Source organism: Streptomyces spiramyceticus, assembly GCF_028807635.1.
Taxonomy (GTDB): Bacteria; Actinomycetota; Actinomycetes; order Streptomycetales; family Streptomycetaceae; genus Streptomyces; species Streptomyces spiramyceticus.
Map to the genome: position 1 here is coordinate 1,045,855 of NZ_JARBAX010000002.1, position 19,625 is coordinate 1,065,479.

15 protein-coding genes, 2 pseudogenes and 1 riboswitch are annotated in these 19,625 nt (G+C 69.9%); of the genes and pseudogenes, 15 read left to right on the top strand and 2 right to left on the bottom strand.

Annotation, left to right across the window (positions count from 1 at the left end; all coding sequences use genetic code 11):
- Positions 1 to 236: 236 nt before the first annotated feature.
- The 12 genes and pseudogenes from hpnC to PXH83_RS28310 form a co-directional block, all read left to right on the top strand.
- Positions 237 to 1,139, top strand: a complete 903-nt coding sequence (hpnC, locus tag PXH83_RS28255) for a squalene synthase HpnC (protein WP_420803262.1) — start codon at positions 237 to 239, stop codon at positions 1,137 to 1,139.
- Positions 1,140 to 1,183: 44 nt separating this feature from the next.
- Positions 1,184 to 2,104: a presqualene diphosphate synthase HpnD gene (gene hpnD, locus PXH83_RS28260; RefSeq protein ID WP_274564122.1), complete on the top strand. Its 921-nt coding sequence runs from the start codon at positions 1,184 to 1,186 to the stop codon at positions 2,102 to 2,104.
- Positions 2,105 to 2,243: 139 nt separating this feature from the next.
- Positions 2,244 to 3,635: a hydroxysqualene dehydroxylase HpnE gene (gene hpnE, locus PXH83_RS28265; protein ID WP_274564123.1), complete on the top strand. Its 1,392-nt coding sequence runs from the start codon at positions 2,244 to 2,246 to the stop codon at positions 3,633 to 3,635.
- Positions 3,632 to 4,726, top strand: a complete 1,095-nt coding sequence (locus PXH83_RS28270; RefSeq protein ID WP_274564125.1) for a polyprenyl synthetase family protein — start codon at positions 3,632 to 3,634, stop codon at positions 4,724 to 4,726. Before hpnE ends, PXH83_RS28270 begins: the two co-directional genes overlap by 4 nt.
- A gap of 114 nt (positions 4,727 to 4,840) precedes the next feature.
- Positions 4,841 to 6,871, top strand: a complete 2,031-nt coding sequence (shc, locus tag PXH83_RS28275; RefSeq protein WP_274564127.1) for a squalene--hopene cyclase — start codon at positions 4,841 to 4,843, stop codon at positions 6,869 to 6,871.
- On the top strand, positions 6,871 to 7,524 hold the full coding sequence (locus PXH83_RS28280; protein WP_274564129.1) for a phosphorylase family protein: 654 nt from the start codon (positions 6,871 to 6,873) through the stop codon (positions 7,522 to 7,524). Before shc ends, PXH83_RS28280 begins: the two co-directional genes overlap by 1 nt.
- Positions 7,525 to 7,529: 5 nt before the next feature.
- Positions 7,530 to 8,552 (top strand): adenosyl-hopene transferase HpnH, encoded by a 1,023-nt coding sequence (hpnH, locus tag PXH83_RS28285; RefSeq protein WP_274564131.1) that lies wholly within the window; start codon positions 7,530 to 7,532, stop codon positions 8,550 to 8,552.
- 4 nt (positions 8,553 to 8,556) lie between these two features.
- On the top strand, positions 8,557 to 9,720 hold the full coding sequence (gene ispG / locus PXH83_RS28290; protein WP_274564133.1) for a flavodoxin-dependent (E)-4-hydroxy-3-methylbut-2-enyl-diphosphate synthase: 1,164 nt from the start codon (positions 8,557 to 8,559) through the stop codon (positions 9,718 to 9,720).
- A gap of 25 nt (positions 9,721 to 9,745) precedes the next feature.
- Positions 9,746 to 11,659: a 1-deoxy-D-xylulose-5-phosphate synthase gene (gene dxs / locus PXH83_RS28295; RefSeq protein WP_274564134.1), complete on the top strand. Its 1,914-nt coding sequence runs from the start codon at positions 9,746 to 9,748 to the stop codon at positions 11,657 to 11,659.
- A complete protein-coding gene (locus PXH83_RS28300) occupies positions 11,656 to 13,053 on the top strand; it encodes an aspartate aminotransferase family protein (protein WP_274564135.1) in 1,398 nt (465 codons plus the stop codon). The genes dxs and PXH83_RS28300 overlap by 4 nt, the downstream gene beginning before the upstream one ends.
- 16 nt (positions 13,054 to 13,069) lie before the next feature.
- A pseudogene (locus PXH83_RS28305) lies at positions 13,070 to 13,182 on the top strand (XRE family transcriptional regulator); the annotation flags it as partial.
- An 8-nt stretch (positions 13,183 to 13,190) separates the two neighbouring features.
- Positions 13,191 to 13,256 (top strand): annotated as a pseudogene (locus PXH83_RS28310) (DUF6126 family protein); the annotation flags it as partial.
- A gap of 47 nt (positions 13,257 to 13,303) precedes the next feature.
- On the opposite strand, the gene PXH83_RS28315 reads toward PXH83_RS28310, so the two are convergent.
- Entirely contained in the window at positions 13,304 to 14,116 is an 813-nt protein-coding gene (locus tag PXH83_RS28315; RefSeq protein ID WP_274564136.1) for a tyrosine-protein phosphatase, read from the bottom strand.
- Positions 14,117 to 14,285: 169 nt separating this feature from the next.
- Between PXH83_RS28315 and PXH83_RS28320 the strand changes: the two genes are divergently transcribed.
- The 3 genes from PXH83_RS28320 (at position 14,286) to PXH83_RS28330 (ending at position 18,777) form a co-directional block, all read left to right on the top strand.
- Complete coding sequence (locus PXH83_RS28320; protein WP_274564138.1) at positions 14,286 to 16,400, top strand: alpha-galactosidase; 2,115 nt, start codon at positions 14,286 to 14,288, stop codon at positions 16,398 to 16,400.
- Between the two features lie 320 nt (positions 16,401 to 16,720).
- Positions 16,721 to 16,891, top strand: a riboswitch (cyclic di-AMP (ydaO/yuaA leader).
- Between the two features lie 2 nt (positions 16,892 to 16,893).
- Positions 16,894 to 17,793, top strand: a complete 900-nt coding sequence (locus PXH83_RS28325; protein WP_274564140.1) for a LysM peptidoglycan-binding domain-containing M23 family metallopeptidase — start codon at positions 16,894 to 16,896, stop codon at positions 17,791 to 17,793.
- A 192-nt stretch (positions 17,794 to 17,985) separates the two neighbouring features.
- On the top strand, positions 17,986 to 18,777 hold the full coding sequence (locus PXH83_RS28330) for an SGNH/GDSL hydrolase family protein (protein WP_214921986.1): 792 nt from the start codon (positions 17,986 to 17,988) through the stop codon (positions 18,775 to 18,777).
- On the opposite strand, the gene PXH83_RS28335 is transcribed toward PXH83_RS28330, so the two are convergent.
- On the bottom strand, positions 18,730 to 19,620 hold the full coding sequence (locus tag PXH83_RS28335; protein ID WP_274564144.1) for an STM4011 family radical SAM protein: 891 nt from the start codon (positions 19,618 to 19,620) through the stop codon (positions 18,730 to 18,732). The genes PXH83_RS28330 and PXH83_RS28335 overlap by 48 nt on opposite strands.
- Between the last annotated feature and the right edge of the window lie 5 nt (positions 19,621 to 19,625).

Consider the following 19,625-nt stretch of genomic DNA (forward strand, 5'->3'; position numbering starts at 1 on the left):
CCGACATGGCGTTGAGGGTTGTACAACGTAAGCTGTACCGGTGCTGATTCGCGGCAAGTGGGGCGATACCCCCTAGGGTCTCGCCGGTCGGCGGCCCTCCACGCCGGAGGACCGGCGGCGTGTCCGAAAAGGGATGCATTGGGTCGGCAGTGTAGAACGGGAGATGTGACGGCAATGGCTATGGAATCTCTCCAGCTCCGAGACGCTTCCGCCGTTCCCGCACCAGGCAGTCTCCGATGACCGGAGTCCGGCACGTGCGCCCAGACGCCCACTCGCGCACCACCCTCGACAAGGCCGCCGACGAGAATTTCCCGGTGGCTCCCTTCTTTCTGCCGCGAGCCTGGCGCCACGACCTCATGGCCGTGTACGGCTACGCCCGCCTCGTCGACGACATCGGCGACGGCGACCTCGCACCCGGCGGCGCCGACGCCCGCCTCCTCGGCGTCGACCCCGCCCTGGCCGACGACCGCCTGATCATGCTCGACGCCTTCGAGTCCGACCTCCACCGCGTCTTCGACCGCACCGGTGACGGCCCGCGCCACCCCCTGCTGCGCGCCCTCGTGCCCACCGCACGTCGCTGCTCCCTCACCCCCGGGCCCTTCATCGGGCTCATCGAAGCCAACCGGCAGGACCAGCTTGTACGGCGCTACGAGACGTACGACGACCTCCTCGCGTACTGCGAGCTGTCCGCCAACCCCGTCGGCCGGCTGGTCCTGGCCATCACCGGCACCGCAAGCCCAGAGCGCATCCGCCGCTCGGACGCGATCTGCACCGCCCTGCAGATCGTCGAACACATCCAGGACGTCGGCGAGGACCTCGGCCGGGACCGGATTTACCTGCCCGCCCAGGACATGGCCCGCTTCCAGGTCCAGGAGGCCGATCTGGCGGCGCCCACCGCGAACGCATCGGTGCGCGCGCTGGTCGCATTCGAAGCGGAACGCGCCCTGCACCTCCTGAATGAAGGCACCCCGCTCGTGGGTAGCGTCCACGGCAGGCTCAAGCTGCTGCTCGCCGGTTTCGTGGCCGGTGGACGTGCCGCCCTCACCGCGGTTGCTGCCGTCGGCCATGACGTACTCCCTGGACCGCCCAAGCCCACCAAGCTCAGCCTGCTGCGCGCAGTGGGAGCTGTCTTGCGATGAGACCGAAGAGAGGGGTGAGCCGGACCGTGGAGGGACTCACGCAGATGTCCGCACCGGTACTCGCCGCGTACAGCTACTGCGAGACCGTGACCGGGCAGCAGGCGCGCAATTTCGCGTACGGCATCAGACTGCTGCCGACCGACAAGCGTCACGCCATGTCGGCGCTCTACGCCTTCTCGCGGCGCGTGGACGACATCGGCGACGGTGTCCTCGCGCCCGAGGTCAAGCGGCTGCGCCTGGAAGACACCCGTGCCCTGCTCGACCGCGTCCGGGACGGCGCGGTCGATGAGGACGACACCGACCCGGTCGCCGTGGCGCTCGCCGACTCGGCCCGGCGGTTCCCGCTCCCGCTCGACGGCCTCGACGAGCTCATCGACGGCGTCCTCATGGACGTACGCGGCGAGGAGTACGAGACCTGGGACGACCTCAAGGTCTACTGCCGCTGCGTCGCGGGCGCCATCGGACGGCTCTCGCTGGGCGTGTTCGGCACCCAGGTCGGCGCGCGCGGCACAGAACGCGCCTCCGAGTACGCCGATACGCTGGGCCTCGCCCTCCAGCTCACCAACATCCTCAGGGACGTCCGCGAGGACGCGGACAACGGGCGCAGCTATCTGCCCGCCGACGACCTCGCCAAGTTCGGCTGCTCGGCGGGCTTCCACGGCGCCACCCCGCCCGATGGCTCCGACTTCGTGGGCCTGGTGCACTTCGAAGTACGCCGCGCCCGCGCCCTGTTCGCCGAGGGCTACCGGCTGCTGCCGCTGCTCGACCGGCGCTCCGGCGCCTGCGTCGCAGCCATGGCCGGCATCTACCGGCGGCTCCTCGACCGCATCGAGCGCGACCCCGAGGCAGTCCTGCGCGGCCGGGTCTCGCTGCCGGGACGCGAGAAGGCGTACGTCGCCGTGCGCGGCCTCTCCGGCCTCGACGCCCGGCACATCTCGCGGCAGAGCGTCAGGAGGCGTGTCTGATGCGCACCGATACGGCAGCCGGGATGAACGGGTACAAGCGAGGCGCAACCCTCCGGCGGACTGCCGCGTCCCTGACTGCGACGGCCCGCTGCCCGTACACGGCCGGCGCTGCCGCAGGGGAGGGCGTATGACAGGCGACATGCCGACCGCACGCGCGGGGGCAGCGGGACACGCCGTCGTGGTCGGAGGAGGACTGGCCGGTGTCACGTCCGCGATCCAGCTGGCCGACGCCGGGATGCGGGTGACGCTGCTCGAAGGGCGGCCGCGCCTGGGCGGCCTCGCCTTCTCGTTCCGCCGAGGCGACCTCACCGTCGACAACGGCCAGCACGTCTACCTGCGCTGCTGCACCGCCTACCGCTGGTTCCTCGACCGCGTCGAAGGCACCGAACTCGCCCCGATGCAGCGCCGGATGGACGTCCCCGTGCTCGACATCGGCCACACCGACGCACCCCGGCTCGGACGCCTGCGCCGCACCGCCCTGCCCGTACCGCTGCATCTCGCCGCCAGCCTCGCGACGTATCCGCACCTCTCCCTGGCCGAACGGGCGAGCGTGGGGCGTGCCGCGCTCGGGCTCAAGAAGCTCGACCCGGCCGACCCCGCCCTGGACGGCGTCGACTTCGCGACCTGGCTCGGCCGCCACGGCCAGTCGGAGCGCACCATCGAGGCACTGTGGGATCTCGTCGGCGTCGCGACGCTCAACGCGACCGCGCCGAACGCCTCCCTGGGTCTCGCCGCGATGGTCTTCAAGACCGGCCTGCTCTCCGAGCCCGGCGCCGCCGACATCGGCTGGTCGCACGTACCCCTCGGCGAACTGCACGACACGCTGGCCCGCAAGGCACTCGACTCAGCCGGTGTACGGACCGAACTTCGCACCCGCGTCATCTCCGTGTCCCGCACGGCCGGCGGCGGCTGGGACGTCGAGACGGACGGTGAGCGGATCGCGGCCGACGCCGTCGTCCTCGCTGTACCCCAGCGCGAGGCGCACGGGCTGCTGCCCCACGGCGCCATCGACGACGCCGACCGCCTGCTCGACATCGGCACCGCGCCGATCCTCAACGTCCATGTCGTCTACGACCGCAAGGTGCTGCGCCGGCCCTTCTTCGCTGCGCTCGGCACACCCGTCCAGTGGGTCTTCGACCGTACGCACTCCTCCGGCCTGAACGGCGGCGGGCAGTACCTGGCGGTGTCCCAGTCGGCCGCCCAGGACGAGATCGACGCACCCGTGGCCGAGCTTCGCGCGCGCTACCTCCCCGAGCTGGAGCGGCTGCTGCCCGCCGCACGCGGCGCGGTCGTACGCGACTTCTTCGTCACCCGGGAGCGGACAGCGACGTTCGCCCCCACCCCCGGCGTCGGACGGCTGCGCCCCGGCGCCCGAACGAACGTGCCCGGCCTGTACCTGGCCGGCGCGTGGACCGCCACCGGATGGCCCGCGACCATGGAGAGCGCCGTACGCAGCGGCATCAGCGCCGCCGGCGCGGCGCTCACCGCACTCGGTCGCGCCCATGAACATCCGCTGCAGGAGGCGGTATGAGCACTGGTATTGGAACAAGAGGAGAGCCTGTGACCCCGGTGAATCCGGCTGGCAACACCACGGTGGACATCGCCGCGCTTCTGGAGCGCGGCCGCACCCTGTCCACCCCGGTGCTGAAGGCCGCCGTGGACCGGCTCGCGCCGCCCATGGACACCGTCGCGGCCTACCACTTCGGGTGGATCGACGCCCAGGGGCGGCCCGCCGACGGCGACGGCGGCAAGGCCGTACGCCCGGCTCTCGCGCTGCTGTCCGCCGAGGCGGCGGGCGCCGACGCCGAGATCGGCATCCCCGGCGCCGTCGCGGTGGAACTCGTACACAATTTCTCGCTGCTGCACGACGACCTGATGGACGGCGACGAGCAGCGCCGCCACCGCGACACCGTGTGGAAGGTGCACGGCCCGGCCCAGGCGATCCTCGTCGGCGACGCGCTCTTCGCGCTCGCCAACGAGATCCTGCTGGAGATGGGCACCGTCGAGGCGGGGCGTGCCACGCGCCGCCTCACCACCGCGACGCGCAAGCTGATCGACGGCCAGGCGCAGGACATCTCCTTCGAGCACCGCGAGCGGGTCACCGTCGAGGAGTGCCTGGAGATGGAGGGCAACAAGACGGGCGCGCTGCTCGCCTGCGCCGTCTCCATCGGCGCCGTCCTCGGCGGGGCGGACGACCGTACGGCCGACACGCTGGAGGCGTACGGTTACCACCTGGGTCTGGCCTTCCAGGCCGTCGACGACCTGCTCGGCATCTGGGGCGACCCGGACGCAACCGGCAAGCAGACCTGGAGCGATCTGCGACAGCGCAAGAAGTCCCTGCCGGTCGTCGCCGCGCTCGCCGCGGGCGGCCCGGCCTCGGAGCAGCTCGCCGAGCTCCTGTCCGCCGACGCTAAGAGCAACGACTTCGAGAGCTTCTCCGAGGCGGAGTTCGCCACCAGGGCGGCCCTGATCGAGCAGGCGGGCGGCCGAGAGTGGACTTCGCAGGAGGCCCGCAGGCAGCATGCTGTGGCGATCGAGGCTCTCGACGCCGTCGACATGCCTCAGCAGGTCCGTGCGCAGCTCACCGCGCTCGCGGACTTCGTCGTCGTACGAAAGAGATGATCAGCATCCAGCGACACATATGAATCGCAGTCGCCGGCCGGTGCCCGGGAAACCGGGCGCCGGCCGACGGCAGACCCCAGCACAGCAGACGACCAACTGCACGAAGGGGAAGCCATGACAGCGACGACCGACGGAAGCACCGGGGCCATGGAACCCCGCGCAGCCGCGGCCAGCGAAACAACCGACACGACCTCCGGCACGACACCTGCCGCCTCCGACGTCCTCGACGCGGCCCGGCGGGCCACGGATCGCGCGGTCGAGCATCTGCTCGCGAGGCAGGACGCCCAGGGCTGGTGGAAGGGTGACCTCGAAACCAATGTGACCATGGACGCCGAGGACCTGCTTCTCCGTCAGTTCCTGGGCATTCAGGACGAGAAGACCGTCCGGGCGGCCGCGCTCTTCATCCGGGGCGAGCAGCGCGAGGACGGCACCTGGGCCACGTTCTACGGCGGACCGGGCGAACTCTCCACCACCATCGAGGCGTACGTCGCCCTGCGGCTGGCCGGCGACCTGCCGGACGATCCGCACATGGCGCGCGCGGCGGCCTGGATCAGGGCGCGCGGCGGCATCGCCGCGAGCCGCGTCTTCACCCGGATCTGGCTCGCCCTCTTCGGCTGGTGGAAGTGGGACGATCTACCGGAGCTGCCGCCCGAGCTGATCTTTCTGCCCTCGTGGTTCCCACTGAACATCTACGAGTTCGGCTGCTGGGCGCGGCAGACCGTCGTGCCGCTGACCGTGGTCTCCGCGCACCGGCCCGTGCGTCCCGCGCCCTTCTCGATCGACGAACTGCACACCGATCCGAAGCTGCCGAACCCGCCCAAGCAGCTTGCCAGGCCCACCAGTTGGGAAGGCGCGTTCCAGCGGCTCGACAAGGTTCTGCATCTCTACCAGAAGGTCGCGCCGCGCAAGCTGCGCGGCGCCGCGATGAAGAGCGCGGCGCGCTGGATCATCGAGCGGCAGGAGAACGACGGCTGCTGGGGCGGGATCCAGCCGCCCGCCGTGTACTCGCTGATCGCACTCCATCTCCTCGGATACGACCTCGACCATCCGGTGATGCGCGCGGGCCTGGAGTCGCTCGACCGGTTCGCCGTGTGGCGGGAGAACGGCGCCCGCCAGATCGAGGCCTGTCAGTCGCCGGTCTGGGACACCTGCCTCGCCACGATCGCACTCGCCGACGCGGGAGTACGCCCGGACGACCCGGCGCTCGTCAAGGCAGCCGACTGGATGATGAGCGAGCAGATCGTACGGCCGGGCGACTGGTCCGTACGACGGCCGGAACTTGAGCCGGGCGGCTGGGCGTTCGAGTTCCACAACGACAACTACCCCGACATCGACGACACCGCGGAAGTCATCCTGGCGCTGCGCCGCGTCGCGCACCCGGACCGGGGCCGGACAGAGGCCACGATCGAGCGCGGTGTCCGCTGGACACTCGGGATGCAGTCCAGGAACGGCGCCTGGGCGGCCTTCGACGCCGACAACACCAGCGCGTTCCCCAACCGGCTGCCGTTCTGCGACTTCGGCGAGGTCATCGACCCGCCGTCCTCCGACGTCACCGCGCATGTGGTGGAGATGCTCGCCGTCGAGGGCAAGGCGTACCACGCGCGCACCCGGCGCGGCATCGAGTGGCTGCTCGCCGAACAGGAGCCGAACGGCGCCTGGTTCGGCCGCTGGGGCGTCAACTACGTGTACGGAACAGGGTCGGTGGTGCCCGGGCTGATCACGGCAGGGCTGCCCGCGTCGCATCCCGCGGTCCGCCGCGCCGTCGACTGGCTGGAGTCCGTCCAGAACGACGACGGCGGCTGGGGCGAGGACCTGCGCTCGTACCGCGAGAGCGACTGGGCCGGGCACGGCGCGTCGACCGCCTCGCAGACCGCCTGGGCGCTGCTCGCCCTGCTCGCGGCGGGGGAGCGGGACAGCAAGTCCACCGAGCGGGGCGTCGCCTGGCTCGCCGAGACCCAGCGCGCGGACGGCTCCTGGGACGAGCCGTACTTCACCGGCACCGGATTCCCGTGGGACTTCTCCATCAACTACAACCTCTACCGGCAGGTCTTCCCGCTCACCGCGCTCGGGCGGTACGTCCACGGGGAGCCCACCTTCACCAACGCGTTCGCCGGTACCCTCCCCGACACCCGTGAGGGGGACTGATGAGCGTGCCCCCGGCGCCCTCACGGCCCGCGCCGTTGCTGATCGCCTGCGCGCTCGGCATCGAGCAGTTCGCGCTGCGCAGCGGCGTCCGCAGGAGTGCGCCGGGGCCCGTGACCGTACTGCGTACGGGCATGGGAGCCAGGGCGGCGGAAGCCGCCGTCACCCGGGCGCTCGGCGAAGGCGACCCCGCCGGGGACACCGCCGTCATCGCCTCCGGCTTCTGCGCCGGCCTCGCCCCCGGGATGCACCCCGGGGACCTGATCGTCGCCGACGAGACGCGCGGGCCGTACGGCAGCACGCCATGTACGGGACCGGAGCTGCTCGCGGACGCGCTGGCCGAAGCGCTGCCGGGGCGCACGGTGCACACCGGCCCGCTGACCGGCTCCGACCATGTCGTACGGGGGCACGAGCGGGCCGAGCTGCGGGCCACCGGGGCCATCGCGGTGGACATGGAATCCGCGGCGACGCTCTGGAGCGCGCTGCGGGCGGGACCGCGCCCGGTTGCGGCCGTACGAGTGGTCGTGGACGCCCCAGAGCATGAGCTCGTCCGCATTGGGACGCTGCGCGGTGGAATATCAGCCTTTCGTGTTCTCCGCGCCGTTCTGCCGGCTTTCTTTGAATGGCACCGTTCTTTACTGCTCCCCAGGAGGTGAGCTAGATGGCCATGCCGCTCCGTCAGACCATCAGGGTCGGGACGTACCTCGTTGAACAGAAGCTCCGCAAGCGTGAGAAGTTCCCGCTGATCGTCGAGCTGGAACCGCTCTACGCCTGCAATCTCGCCTGCGAAGGGTGCGGCAAGATCCAGCATCCGGCCGGCGTTCTCAAGCAGCGCATGCCGGTCGCCCAGGCGGTCGGCGCGGTGCTCGAATCCGGGGCGCCGATGGTCTCCATCGCCGGTGGCGAGCCACTGATGCATCCTCAGATCGACGAGATCGTCCGCCAGTTGGTGGCGAAGAGGAAGTACGTCTTCCTGTGCACGAATGCCATGTTGCTGCGCAAGAAGATCGAGAAGTTCAAGCCTTCTCCCTATTTCGCTTTCGCCGTGCACATCGACGGGCTGCGCGAGCGGCACGACGAATCGGTGGCGAAGGAAGGGGTGTTCGACGAGGCGGTGGAGGCGATCAAGGAGGCCAAGAAGCGCGGCTTCCGGGTCACCACCAACTCGACCTTCTTCAACACGGACACACCGCAGACGATTATCGAGGTGCTCAACTACCTCAATGACGACCTGCGGGTGGACGAGATGATGATCTCGCCCGCCTACGCCTACGAGAAGGCTCCCGACCAGGAGCATTTCCTCGGCGTGGAGCAGACCAGGGAGCTGTTCAAGAAGGCATTCTCGGGCGGCAACCGGCGCCGCTGGCGGCTGAATCACTCGCCGCTGTTCCTGGACTTCCTTGAGGGCAAGGCCGACTTCCCGTGCACGGCGTGGGCGATTCCCAACTATTCGCTCTTCGGGTGGCAGCGGCCCTGCTATTTGATGGCCGACGGGTACGTCCCGACGTACCGGGAGCTCATTGAGGACACCGACTGGAGCAAGTACGGGCGCGGCAAGGACGCGAGGTGTGCCAACTGCATGGCGCACTGCGGCTACGAGCCGACGGCCGTCCTCGCGACCATGGGCTCCCTGAAGGAGTCCCTGCGCGCGGTCCGCGAAACCGTCTCGGGAAGCCACGGGTGACGTGATGACCGGCGAGCCTGTCGCACTGGGGCTCCCCGAGCTGCCGGCCCGGCCGCTGGCGGTGCGCCGACCTTCGCGGCGTATCCAGGTCGGGTCGGTGGCGGTAGGCGGGGACGCGCCCGTTTCGGTGCAGTCGATGACGACCACCAGGACGTCCGACATCGGCGCGACGCTGCAGCAGATCGCGGAGCTGACCGCGTCCGGCTGCCAGATCGTACGAGTGGCCTGTCCGACCCAGGACGACGCCGACGCGTTGTCGACGATTGCGCGCAAGTCGCAGATCCCGGTGATCGCGGACATCCATTTCCAGCCGAAGTACGTCTTCGCGGCCATCGACGCGGGCTGCGCGGCGGTCCGGGTGAACCCGGGCAACATCAAGCAGTTCGACGACAAGGTCGAGGAGATCGCCAAGGCGGCCTCGGCGACCGGGACTCCGATCCGTATCGGTGTGAACGCCGGATCGCTGGACCGGCGGCTCCTTGAGAAGTACGGGAAGGCCACCCCCGAGGCGCTGGTGGAGTCGGCGCTGTGGGAGGCGTCGCTCTTCGAGGAGCACGGGTTCCGCGACATTAAGATCTCGGTCAAGCACAACGACCCGGTCGTGATGGTCAACGCGTACCGGCAGCTCGCCGCGCAGTGCGACTATCCGCTGCACCTGGGCGTGACGGAGGCAGGCCCCGCCTTCCAGGGCACGATCAAGTCGGCCGTCGCCTTCGGCGCGCTGCTGAGCGAGGGCATCGGCGACACGATCCGGGTGTCGCTGTCGGCCCCGCCCGTCGAGGAGGTCAAGGTCGGCCTCCAGATCCTGGAGTCGCTCAACCTCAAGCAGCGCCGCCTGGAGATCGTGTCGTGTCCCTCGTGCGGGCGCGCGCAGGTCGATGTCTACAAGCTCGCCGACCAGGTGGCGGCCGGGCTCGACGGCATGGAGGTGCCGCTGCGGGTCGCCGTCATGGGCTGTGTGGTCAACGGTCCCGGTGAGGCGCGCGAGGCGGACCTGGGGGTCGCCTCCGGCAATGGAAAGGGTCAGATCTTCGTGAAGGGCGAGGTCATCAAGACCGTCCCCGAGTCGAAGATCGTCGAGACCCTCATCGAAGAGGCGATGAAGATCGCCGCAACCATGGAGGACGAGGGGGTCCCCTCGGGGGCGCCCGACGTCACCGTGAGCTGAAGAGGATCAGAGAGGGGGCCCGAGCGTGACGATCTTGGAAACTATCCGGGGGCCGCGCGACCTGAAGGCGCTGACGGAAGCCGAAGTCTGTCATCTGTCATCCGAAATCCGGGAGTTCCTGGTCCAGGCCGTGGCCAGAACGGGCGGTCACCTGGGGCCGAACCTCGGCGTGGTGGAACTCTCCATCGCCCTGCACCGGGTGTTCGAGTCACCCGCCGACCGCATCCTGTGGGACACGGGTCACCAGAGCTACGTACACAAACTGCTCACCGGACGGCAGGACTTCTCCAAGCTGCGCGGCAAGGGCGGGCTGTCCGGCTATCCGTCGCGCGAGGAGTCCGAGCACGACGTCATCGAGAACTCGCACGCCTCGACCGTCCTCGGCTGGGCCGACGGCCTCGCCAAGGCGAACCAGGTGCTCGGCAGGACGGACCATGTCGTCGCGGTCATCGGGGACGGCGCACTGACCGGCGGCATGGCCTGGGAGGCGCTGAACAACATCGCCGCCGCGAAGGACCGGCCCCTGATCATCGTCGTCAACGACAACGAGCGCTCGTACGCCCCGACCATCGGCGGGCTCGCCAACCACCTCGCCACGCTCCGTACGACCGACGGGTACGAGCGGTTCCTCGCCTGGGGCAAGGAGGTGCTTCAGCACACGCCCGTCATCGGGCAGCCGCTGTACGAGTCGCTGCACGGCGCGAAGAAGGGCTTCAAGGACGCCTTCGCCCCGCAGGGCATGTTCGAGGACCTCGGGCTCAAGTACGTCGGGCCGATCGACGGCCACGACATCGCCGCCGTCGAGTCGGCACTGAGCCGCGCCAAACGCTTCCACGGTCCGGTGCTTGTGCACTGCTTGACCGAGAAGGGGCGCGGTTACGCCGCCGCCGAGCAGGACGAGGCCGACCGGTTCCACACGGTCGGAGTGATGGACCCGCTGACCTGCGAGCCCCTCGCACCGTCCAACGGCCCGTCCTGGACCTCGGTGTTCGGCGACGAGATCGCGAAGATCGGGGCCGAGCGGCCGGACGTCGTCGGCATCACGGCAGCCATGCTGCACCCGGTGGGGCTGACGAAGTTCGCCGAGGCGTTCCCCGAGCGGATCTGGGACGTCGGGATCGCCGAGCAGCACGCCGCGGTGTCCGCCGCCGGACTCGCCACCGGCGGCCTCCACCCCGTCGTCGCCATCTACGCCACCTTCCTCAACCGCGCCTTCGACCAGCTGCTGATGGACGTGTCGCTGCACAAGTGCGGCGTGACCTTCGTCCTCGACCGGGCCGGCGTCACCGGCGTCGACGGCCCGTCGCACAACGGCATGTGGGACATGTCGATCCTCCAGGTCGTACCCGGCCTGCGCATCGCCGCGCCGCGTGACGCCGGCCAGCTGCGCGCCCAGCTGCGCGAAGCTGTCGACGTCGACGACGCGCCGACGGTCCTGCGCTTCCCCAAGGAGTCGGTGGGCCCCGAGATCCCGGCGATCAGCCAGGTGGGCGGCATGGACGTGCTGTACCGGGCCGACGAGCCCGAAGAGCCCGACGTGCTCCTGGTCTCCGTCGGCGCACTCGCGCCCGTCTGCCTCCAGGCAGCCGACCTGCTGGCAGAGCGCGGCATCACCTGCACCGTCGTCGACCCCCGGTGGGTCAAGCCCGTCGACGAGCAGCTCGCCCCCCTCGCCGAACTGCACCGCCTCGTCGCGGTCGTCGAGGACAACAGCCGTGCCGGCGGCGTCGGTTCGGCCGTGGGACAGGCGCTGCGCGACGCCGGAATCGACGTACCACTGAGGACGTACGGCATCCCCGGGCAATTCCTCGCGCACGCCAAGCGCGGCGAGGTACTGGCCGACATCGGGCTCACCCCCGTCGAGATCGCGGGGCGGATCACCGCCGCCCTGGCAGCTCAAGAAGTCCCACAGGTGCTGGCGAAGGAGACCGGGGAATGAAGGACGACGAGCCGGAAGGCTTCGATCTGGCGACGCTCTTCGCCGAGCGCGGAGCCGAGCGCTACGAACTGCATGCCAGACACCTGAACCACCAGCTGCCGCGCATGCTGCGCACCATCGGCTTCGACAAGGTCTACGAGCGCGCCGAGGGCGCCTACTTCTGGGACACGGAAGGCAACGACTACCTCGACATGCTCGCCGGCTTCGGCGTCATGGGACTCGGCCGCCACCACCCCGTCGTACGCAAGGCGCTGCACGACGTACTCGACGCCTCGCTGGCCGACCTGACCCGCTTCGACTGCCAGCCGCTGCCCGGACTCCTCGCCGAGAAACTGCTCACCCATAGTCCGCACCTGGACCGGGTGTTCTTCGGCAACAGCGGTACGGAAGCCGTCGAGACCGCGCTGAAGTTCGCCAGGTACGCGACCGGGAAACCCAGGATCCTGTACTGCGCCCACGCCTTCCACGGCCTCACCGCCGGCTCGCTGTCGGTCAACGGAGAGAACGGCTTCCGCGACGGCTTCGCGCCGCTGCTGCCCGACACCCCGATCGCACTCGGCGACCTGGACGCCCTGGAGCGGGAGCTGAAACGGGGCGACGTGGCCGGCTTCGTCGTCGAACCCATCCAGGGCAAGGGCGTGCACGAATCCCCGCCCGGCTTCCTGCGCGCCGCCCAGGACCTCCTCCACCGCCACAAGGCGCTGCTGATCGCCGACGAGGTCCAGACCGGCCTGGGCAGGACCGGTGACTTCTACGCGTACCAGCACGAGGAGGGTGTCGAGCCGGATCTGCTGTGCGTCGCCAAGGCGCTGTCCGGCGGATACGTGCCGGTGGGCGCGACCCTGGGCAAGGACTGGATCTTCAAGAAGGTGTACTCGTCGATGGACCGCGTGCTGGTCCACTCGGCCAGCTTCGGCTCCAATGCCCAGGCCATGGCGGCAGGCCTCGCCGTCCTCTCGGTGATGGAGGACGAGGAGATCGTCGCGAACGCCCGGCTCACCGGCGATCTGCTGCGTGAGCGGCTCACGGCACTCATGGGCCGCTACGAGCTGCTGCACGATGTACGAGGGCGTGGCCTCATGATCGGCATCGAGTTCGGCCGGCCCGGCTCGCTGAAGCTGCGCAGCCGCTGGACCATGCTCCAGGCCGCCCGCAAGGGTCTCTTCGCGCAGATGATCGTCGTACCGCTGCTCCGCAAGCACCGCATCCTCACCCAGGTTTCCGGCGACCACCTGGAGGTGATCAAGCTGATTCCGCCGCTGACGGTGGGGGTGAAGGAGGTGGACCGCTTCATCGAGGCGTTCACTGCCGTGATGGACGAGGCGCACAGCGGCGGCGGTCTGATGTGGGACTTCGGCAAGACACTGATGAAGCAGGCGGTCGGCAACCGATAAGGGGCCTGCCCAGACCGAGGCGCGGGAGGCCGGCGGCTGGACGTACCACCGGGCCGGCGGGCGGGCCGCGCCATGCAGGCCCTGCGGGTGCGTGTGCCGTACGGCGCGCAGGGCGACCTGGTGCGGGTCCGGTCTACGTCGTCGCCGGGCACCTCTTCGCGGCCTTCGTCTACCTGCTCTTCACGCTCGGCGCCGAGCGCTGACCCCGTCTTTTCGCCTGCTCAGCTCGCGTCTCGGCTCAGTCGGCGTCTCAGCTCTCGTCGAGCAGGCGCAGCCGCAGCCGCTCACGCGTCTCGGCCGTGATCTTCAGGCCCTCGGCGAGGTAGCGGTCGGTGCTGCCCCAGGTCTCGTCGATGGTCTCGAAGGCGGCGGCCAGGTACTCGGCGCGCGCCTCGAAGAGCGGGCTGAGCAGTGCCATGACCTCGGGTGACATCCCGACGGGGGAGTTGTCGCTGCGGCGCACCTTGTAGCGGCGGTGCGGGTCGTTCGACTTGAGGTAGTCCGCCTCGATCGCCTCGCGATCCACACCGACAGCCAGCAGCGTCACCGCGATCGAAAGCCCCGCCCGGTCCTTGCCCGCCGCGCAGTGCATCAGTGCGGGGACGCTGTCCTCGGCGAGTGCGTGCAGTACTCGGCTGTGCTCCTCCGTACGCTCCTTCATGATCAAGCGGTACGTCGCGGACATCCGGTCCGCGGCCTTGCCGTCGGAGAGGATCGACCGCAGCTCGTCGAGGTCGCCGTCGCGGACCATCTTCCAGAATTCGGCGCCGTCGGCCGGGTCGGTCAGCGGCAGATTGACATTGCGCACGCCGGGCAGCTCGACGTCCGGGCCCTCCAGCTTCTGGTCCGCCGCATTGCGGAAGTCGAAGATCGTGTGGAGGCCGAGCGAGCCCAGGAAAGCCGCGTCGGAGTCGGTCGCGTGCGCCAGGTGACCGCTGCGGAAGAGCACCCCGTACCGCACCCGACGCCCGTCCACGGTCGGCAGTCCGCCCACGTCACGGAAGTTGCGCACTCCCGAAAGCTCGGGCTCTGTCGACGGGACCTGCGGCAGCTGCTGTGTCACGGTGGCTCCTGAAGGGTCTGCCGTCGGCGTTGCTCGCCGACTTCGGCGCCTTTTGACGATACGACATTGGTTCGTGAGGCAACCATCTCGGCTGTCCCTGCACAGGCGTTGCCCCAGGGACGTCGGGCGAACCAAAATGTTTGGACCTGTTCGGATCTGGGGGGCTTGGATGATCGAGACTGGTGGCAGCGGTCGTACCTGGCTGCTCTCGGGGGCGGCAGGCAGCTACGCGCTGCATCTCACCGACCGCGACGAGCTCGTGCACCTGCACTGGGGGCCGCGGATCTCCCTCGCCGACGCGGAATCCCTCGCAGCCGAACCCCCGCCTCCTTACTGGCCGTTCGAGTCGCAGCTCGACGGGCGCGAGGAGTATCCGGTCGAGGGCGGGCCCCGTTTCGTACGCCCCGCCCTGTCCGTACGTACGCCCGCGGTACGCGGCACCGAGTGGCGCCGCACCGACTCCACCGTGGCGGGCGACGAGCTGCGGCTGTCCTTCGCCGACCCCGTGCACCACCTGGGCCTCACTCTTCATTACCGGATGCGCGAGGACTCCGACGTCGTCGAGCGGTGGGCCACCGTCACGCACGAGGGCCCGGCGGACGCCCCCGACCTGGAGCTGCTGCGGGCCGACGCCGCGGCCTGGACGCTGCCTCTGCGCGAGCGGTGGCGGCTGAGCCAGCTGCACGGGCGGTGGGCGGCCGAGTCCCGGCTCGTACGGTCCGAGCTCACCCCCGGCGAGAAGGTCCTGGGCAGCCGGCGCGGCCACACGGGGCACCAGCACCTGCCGTGGGTGGCGCTCGACGCGCAGGGGGCCACGGAGGAGAGCGGTGAGGTGTACGGGTGCTCGCTCGGCTGGTCCGGGTCGTGGCGCATCGCCGTACAGCAGCTTCCCGACGGCACCGTGCAGATCACCGGCGGGGCCGGTCACGACGATTCGGGTCTCCTGCGGCTGGCGCCCGGCGGAACGTACACCACACCCGTCTTCGCCGGGCTGTGGAGCGAGGGCGGGTTCGGCGGGGCGAGCCGGGCCTGGCACGCGTGGCAGCTCGCGCACGTCGTCCCGGACGCGGACCGGCTGCGGCCCGTCCTCTACAACTCCTGGGAAGCGACGGGCTTCGACATCTCCGAGCAGCAGCAGCGCACCCTCGCGCGACGGGCCGCGGACATCGGCGTCGAGCTGTTCGTGGTGGACGACGCGTGGTTCGGCGCGCGGGTCAGCGACCGGGCCGGGCTCGGCGACTGGACGCCGAACCGCGACCGATTCCCCGGCGGGCTGGGGCCGCTGGCCGACGAAGTGCACGGTCTCGGTATGCAGTTCGGGATCTGGGTCGAGCCCGAGATGGTCAATGCCGACAGCGATCTGTACCGGGCGCACCCCGACTGGGTGCAGCACCACCCGGGGCGCACCCGCACGGAGTTCCGTAACCAGCTCGTTCTCAATCTCGCCCGTGACGACGTCCAGGCGTACCTCTGGGACCAGCTCGACGGTCTCCTGTCGGCCGCGCCGGTCGACTATGTGAAGTGGGACTTCAACCGCTGTTTCACCGACGCGGGCTGGCCGGGCGAACCGTATCCGCAGAAGCTGTGGACCGCGCACGTGCACGCCCTGTACGGGCTGCTCGACCGGCTGCGGGCCGCGCACCCCACCATCGCCTTCGAGTCCTGCTCGGGCGGCGGCGGGCGGATCGACCTCGGGATTCTCTCCCGTACCGACCAGGTGTGGACCTCCGACAACACCGACCCGCTGGACCGGCTCGCCATCCAGCACGGCTTCAGCCAGCTGCACCCGGCGCGCGCGATGGCCGCATGGGTCACCGACAGCCCGAACACCCAGCTCAATGGGCGGGTCAGCTCGCTGCGCTTCCGCTTCGTGAGCGCGATGGCGGGCGTGCTCGGCATCGGCGGCGATCTGACCGAGTGGGGTGAGTGCGAGATCGCCGAGGCGCGCGAGTGGGTGGATCTCTACAAGGAGATCAGGCCGGTCGTGCAGCACGGCGAGATGCACCGGCTCCGTCCGCCGGACGGCGGCCTGAGCGCCGTCCAGTACACGCACGGGGACGACATCGTCGTCTTCGCCTGGCTCCAGGCCCAGCATTACGGCGAGCAGCAGCCGCCGCTGCGGCTGCGCGGGCTCGACCCGGCGGCGGCATACGCATGCCTGGACACGTCGGCCGTGCACCGCGGGGCCGTACTGCTCCACCGGGGTCTGCGCACGGCGCTGCGCGGTGATCTGGATGCTGCGGTCTTTCGGTTGCGGCGGGTGCGCGAATCGGGAGATACGTAGCAGTTCGGGATGTTGTTCTGCAGTTCGAACTAATTCGGGCAATTAGGCATAACTCCCCTTGCTGGTAAAGGGAATGGCGGGTCCGCTGGTGAGCAGGATCATATTTGTGACGGTGCGTGGCGAGGCGCCGAACGGAAATGCCTGGTCCTGGGCGGGGGTCCGAGATCCGTAATCCACAGAGTGTGACGGGAATTTCATGGTGAATTCCCGCAGGGCAATGCCTGAGTGAATGGAGTGGCTTGTCCGCGGGCGTCCTGTCGGCTTACGGTCACCGTCAATCCGGGTGGACCGCCTAATCCTGCCACCGCCCGGCAACCGCACTCACTCACTCACTCAAGCGTGGCAGGAGCGGGGGACCCAGGTAAGTACGCCGTTCATCCGGATCTGCACGCCGGTCCGGACCGGCTCGGGGTGAAGTCGCGCGAGAGCGCGGCCGGGCATCTCCAGCCCGAACCCGACAGCTCACCTCGTAGGCGACGGAGAGGAATTCGCCATGCCTGCAAAGGGTAAGCACCGCCGCCCGAGGTCGAACTCGATCACTCGCGGTTTTGTCGCCGCGGGCACGGGCGGAGCCGCACTCGCACTCCCGCTCATTGCCGCCACCGGCGCGAATGCCGCGGAGAAGGCCGCCCCGGCCGCCGCCTCCTCGCCCGTGACGCAGAAGGCTGCGGAGAAGGTCACCAAGAAGGCCGCGCAGGCAGCTGCGAAGAAGACCGGCACGAAGACCTACTCCGTCGTCTCCGGCGACTATCTGTCGAAGATCGCCGACCGGGAGAACGTGCGCGGCGGCTGGCAGAAGCTGTACGCCGACAACCGTGAGGTCGTCGGCGGCAACCCCTCGTTCATCCTTCCGGGCATGAAGCTCACCATCGGCGCCAAGGCGCCGGCCGAGGCCCCCGCCGCCCCCCAGGCCAAGGCCGAGGTCAAGCCCGAGGCCAAGCCGCAGGCCAAGGCGGCGGCCAAGCCCGAGACCAGCACCGTCACCGGCTCCGGCTTCTCCGCCCCGGTCCCCGCGGGCGTCACCACGCCGTACCGCGCCGCCGGTGGCAGCTGGTCCAGCGGCTACCACACGGGCGTCGACTTCGCCGCGTCGAGCGGCACGCCGGTCAAGGCCGTCAGCTCCGGCACCGTCGTCTCCGCCGGATGGGGCGGTGCGTACGGCAACGAGGTCGTCATCAAGCACGACGACGGCCGGTACTCGCAGTACGCCCACCTGTCCTCGCTGGCCGTCTCGTCCGGCCAGCGCGTCGGCGGCGGCATCCAGATCGGTCTCTCCGGCAGCACGGGCAACTCCACCGGCCCGCACCTGCACTTCGAGATCCGGACCGGCCCGGGCTACGGCTCGGACGTCGACCCGCTGGCCTACCTGCGCGGCAACGGCGTCTCCATCTGACGCACCCCGCCACTGCGGAATCCTCTCCGTACGCCCCTTTCCCTCCGCCGCAATTGGCGGAAGGAAAGGGGCGTACGTGCGTTTTCGGCGTATTCCGGATTGGGCGAATCTTGACCGGTGTCTTATCTCACGCCGCGTCAACCCCTCCCTACGGTGGCGTAGGTCACTTGCGCCAGTGAAGGATGTATCGACGTGGCAGACGATTCGAGATCATTCAGTGCAGGCACCATCGGGTCGTACGCGGCGATCGGCGACAGCTTCACCGAAGGAGTCGGCGACCCCGGACCCGACGGTGCGTTCATCGGCTGGGCCGACAGGCTGGCCGTACTCCTCGACGACCGCGTCCCCGAGCACACGTTCCGCTATGCCAACCTCGCCGTGCGCGGCCGCCTCCTCGACCAGATCGTGGAGGAACAGGTCCCGCGCGCCCGGGAACTGGCCCCCGATCTGGTGAGTTTCTGCGCGGGAGGCAACGACATCCTCCGGCCCGGCAGCGACCCCGACGACGTCGCCGAGCGCTTCGAGCGGGCCGTGGCCGACCTCACCAACGCCGTGGGCACCGTCATGGTGACCACCGGCTTCGACACGCGGGGCGTGCCCGTCCTGCGCCATCTGCGGGGCAAGATCGCGACGTACACGGCGCACGTACGGGCCGTCGCCGACCGCTACGACTGCCCGGTGCTCGACCTGTGGTCGCTCAAGTCCGTTCAGGACAGGCGCGCTTGGGACGGGGACCGGCTGCACCTCTCGCCCGAGGGGCACACACGCGTCGCGCTGCGCGCGGCACAGGTGCTCGGGCTCGACGTGCCGGCCGACCCGGACCAGGCATGGCCGCCGCAGGCACCGCGCGGCACGCTGGAGGCGCGCAAGGACAACATCCAGTGGGCGCGCGAGCACCTGGTGCCGTGGATCGGGCGGCGGCTGCGCGGCGAGTCGTCAGGCGATCACGTCGAGGCGAAGAGGCCCGACCTGCTGCCGCTCTGAATGCCCGACGGGTATGCGTTCGAGGACGCCGCCCGCGAAGGCGTCGTACAACGGCAGCGTCTCCAGGTGGACATAGCCGATGTGACAGTCGCAGACGGCGAGGGGGCATGCGCGCGGGCCCAGCGCCTGCCGGTACGAGCCGTCGTAGAGATTGCCGAGCTCTGAGCGGACGAAGTGGCAGCGGCGCACCGTGCCGTCGCCGTCCACCGAGATCACCGACTCGCCCGTACGGCAGGGCAGTCCGGCCGAGCGGTGCGGGTGGCGGCTGTACGGGAAGAGGGGGTCCAGGGCGGTCCAGCGGCCGGCTTCCTCGTCCGTATAGGTGCGGCCCTCGGCCGCGTTGACCCAGAGATACACCTCGTCGGGGAGGGCGGCGCGCAGCCGTCGCGCCTCGTCGAGGTGCTCGGGGAAGCCGACGACACCGACGCTGAAGCGCGCGCCCATCGCCGTCAGCTCGCGGCACTTGGCGAGGAAGCGGTCGTACGGGGTCTGGCCCGGATGGTAGGTGCACCACAGCGCGAGCGTGTCGAGGTCGGCCTGTGCGAGCCAGTCGGTGCGGCAGCTGAGGTTCGTCTGGATGGCGACGCGCGCGATGTGCGGCAGCCGGGACAGCTCGGTGAGCGCCTGGCGGTACCAGGAGCGGACCAGGCCCTCGCCCCAGGGGGTGAAGAGCACTGAGAGGCGGTCGCCGGTCTGCGCGGCGGCCCAGGCGGTGAAACGCTCCAGCGCGGCGCGGTCGGCGCGCAACTGCCCTGGGCTGTCGCGGCGCTTGGCGAAGGGGCAGTACGGACAGTCGTAGTCGCAGGAGGCGAGCGGGCCGCGGTAGAGAATTGTCAGGTCCATGGCGG

Coding starts and splice junctions, on each gene's coding strand:
- hpnC (WP_420803262.1), top strand. CDS start 237: ATGACCGGAGTCCGGCACGTGCGCCCAGACGCCCACTCGCGCACCACC.
- hpnD (WP_274564122.1), top strand. CDS start 1,184: ATGTCCGCACCGGTACTCGCCGCGTACAGCTACTGCGAGACCGTGACC.
- hpnE (WP_274564123.1), top strand. CDS start 2,244: ATGCCGACCGCACGCGCGGGGGCAGCGGGACACGCCGTCGTGGTCGGA.
- PXH83_RS28270 (WP_274564125.1), top strand. CDS start 3,632: ATGAGCACTGGTATTGGAACAAGAGGAGAGCCTGTGACCCCGGTGAAT.
- shc (WP_274564127.1), top strand. CDS start 4,841: ATGACAGCGACGACCGACGGAAGCACCGGGGCCATGGAACCCCGCGCA.
- PXH83_RS28280 (WP_274564129.1), top strand. CDS start 6,871: ATGAGCGTGCCCCCGGCGCCCTCACGGCCCGCGCCGTTGCTGATCGCC.
- hpnH (WP_274564131.1), top strand. CDS start 7,530: ATGGCCATGCCGCTCCGTCAGACCATCAGGGTCGGGACGTACCTCGTT.
- ispG (WP_274564133.1), top strand. CDS start 8,557: ATGACCGGCGAGCCTGTCGCACTGGGGCTCCCCGAGCTGCCGGCCCGG.
- PXH83_RS28300 (WP_274564135.1), top strand. CDS start 11,656: ATGAAGGACGACGAGCCGGAAGGCTTCGATCTGGCGACGCTCTTCGCC.
- PXH83_RS28320 (WP_274564138.1), top strand. CDS start 14,286: ATGATCGAGACTGGTGGCAGCGGTCGTACCTGGCTGCTCTCGGGGGCG.
- PXH83_RS28325 (WP_274564140.1), top strand. CDS start 16,894: ATGCCTGCAAAGGGTAAGCACCGCCGCCCGAGGTCGAACTCGATCACT.
- PXH83_RS28335 (WP_274564144.1), bottom strand. CDS start 19,620: ATGGACCTGACAATTCTCTACCGCGGCCCGCTCGCCTCCTGCGACTAC.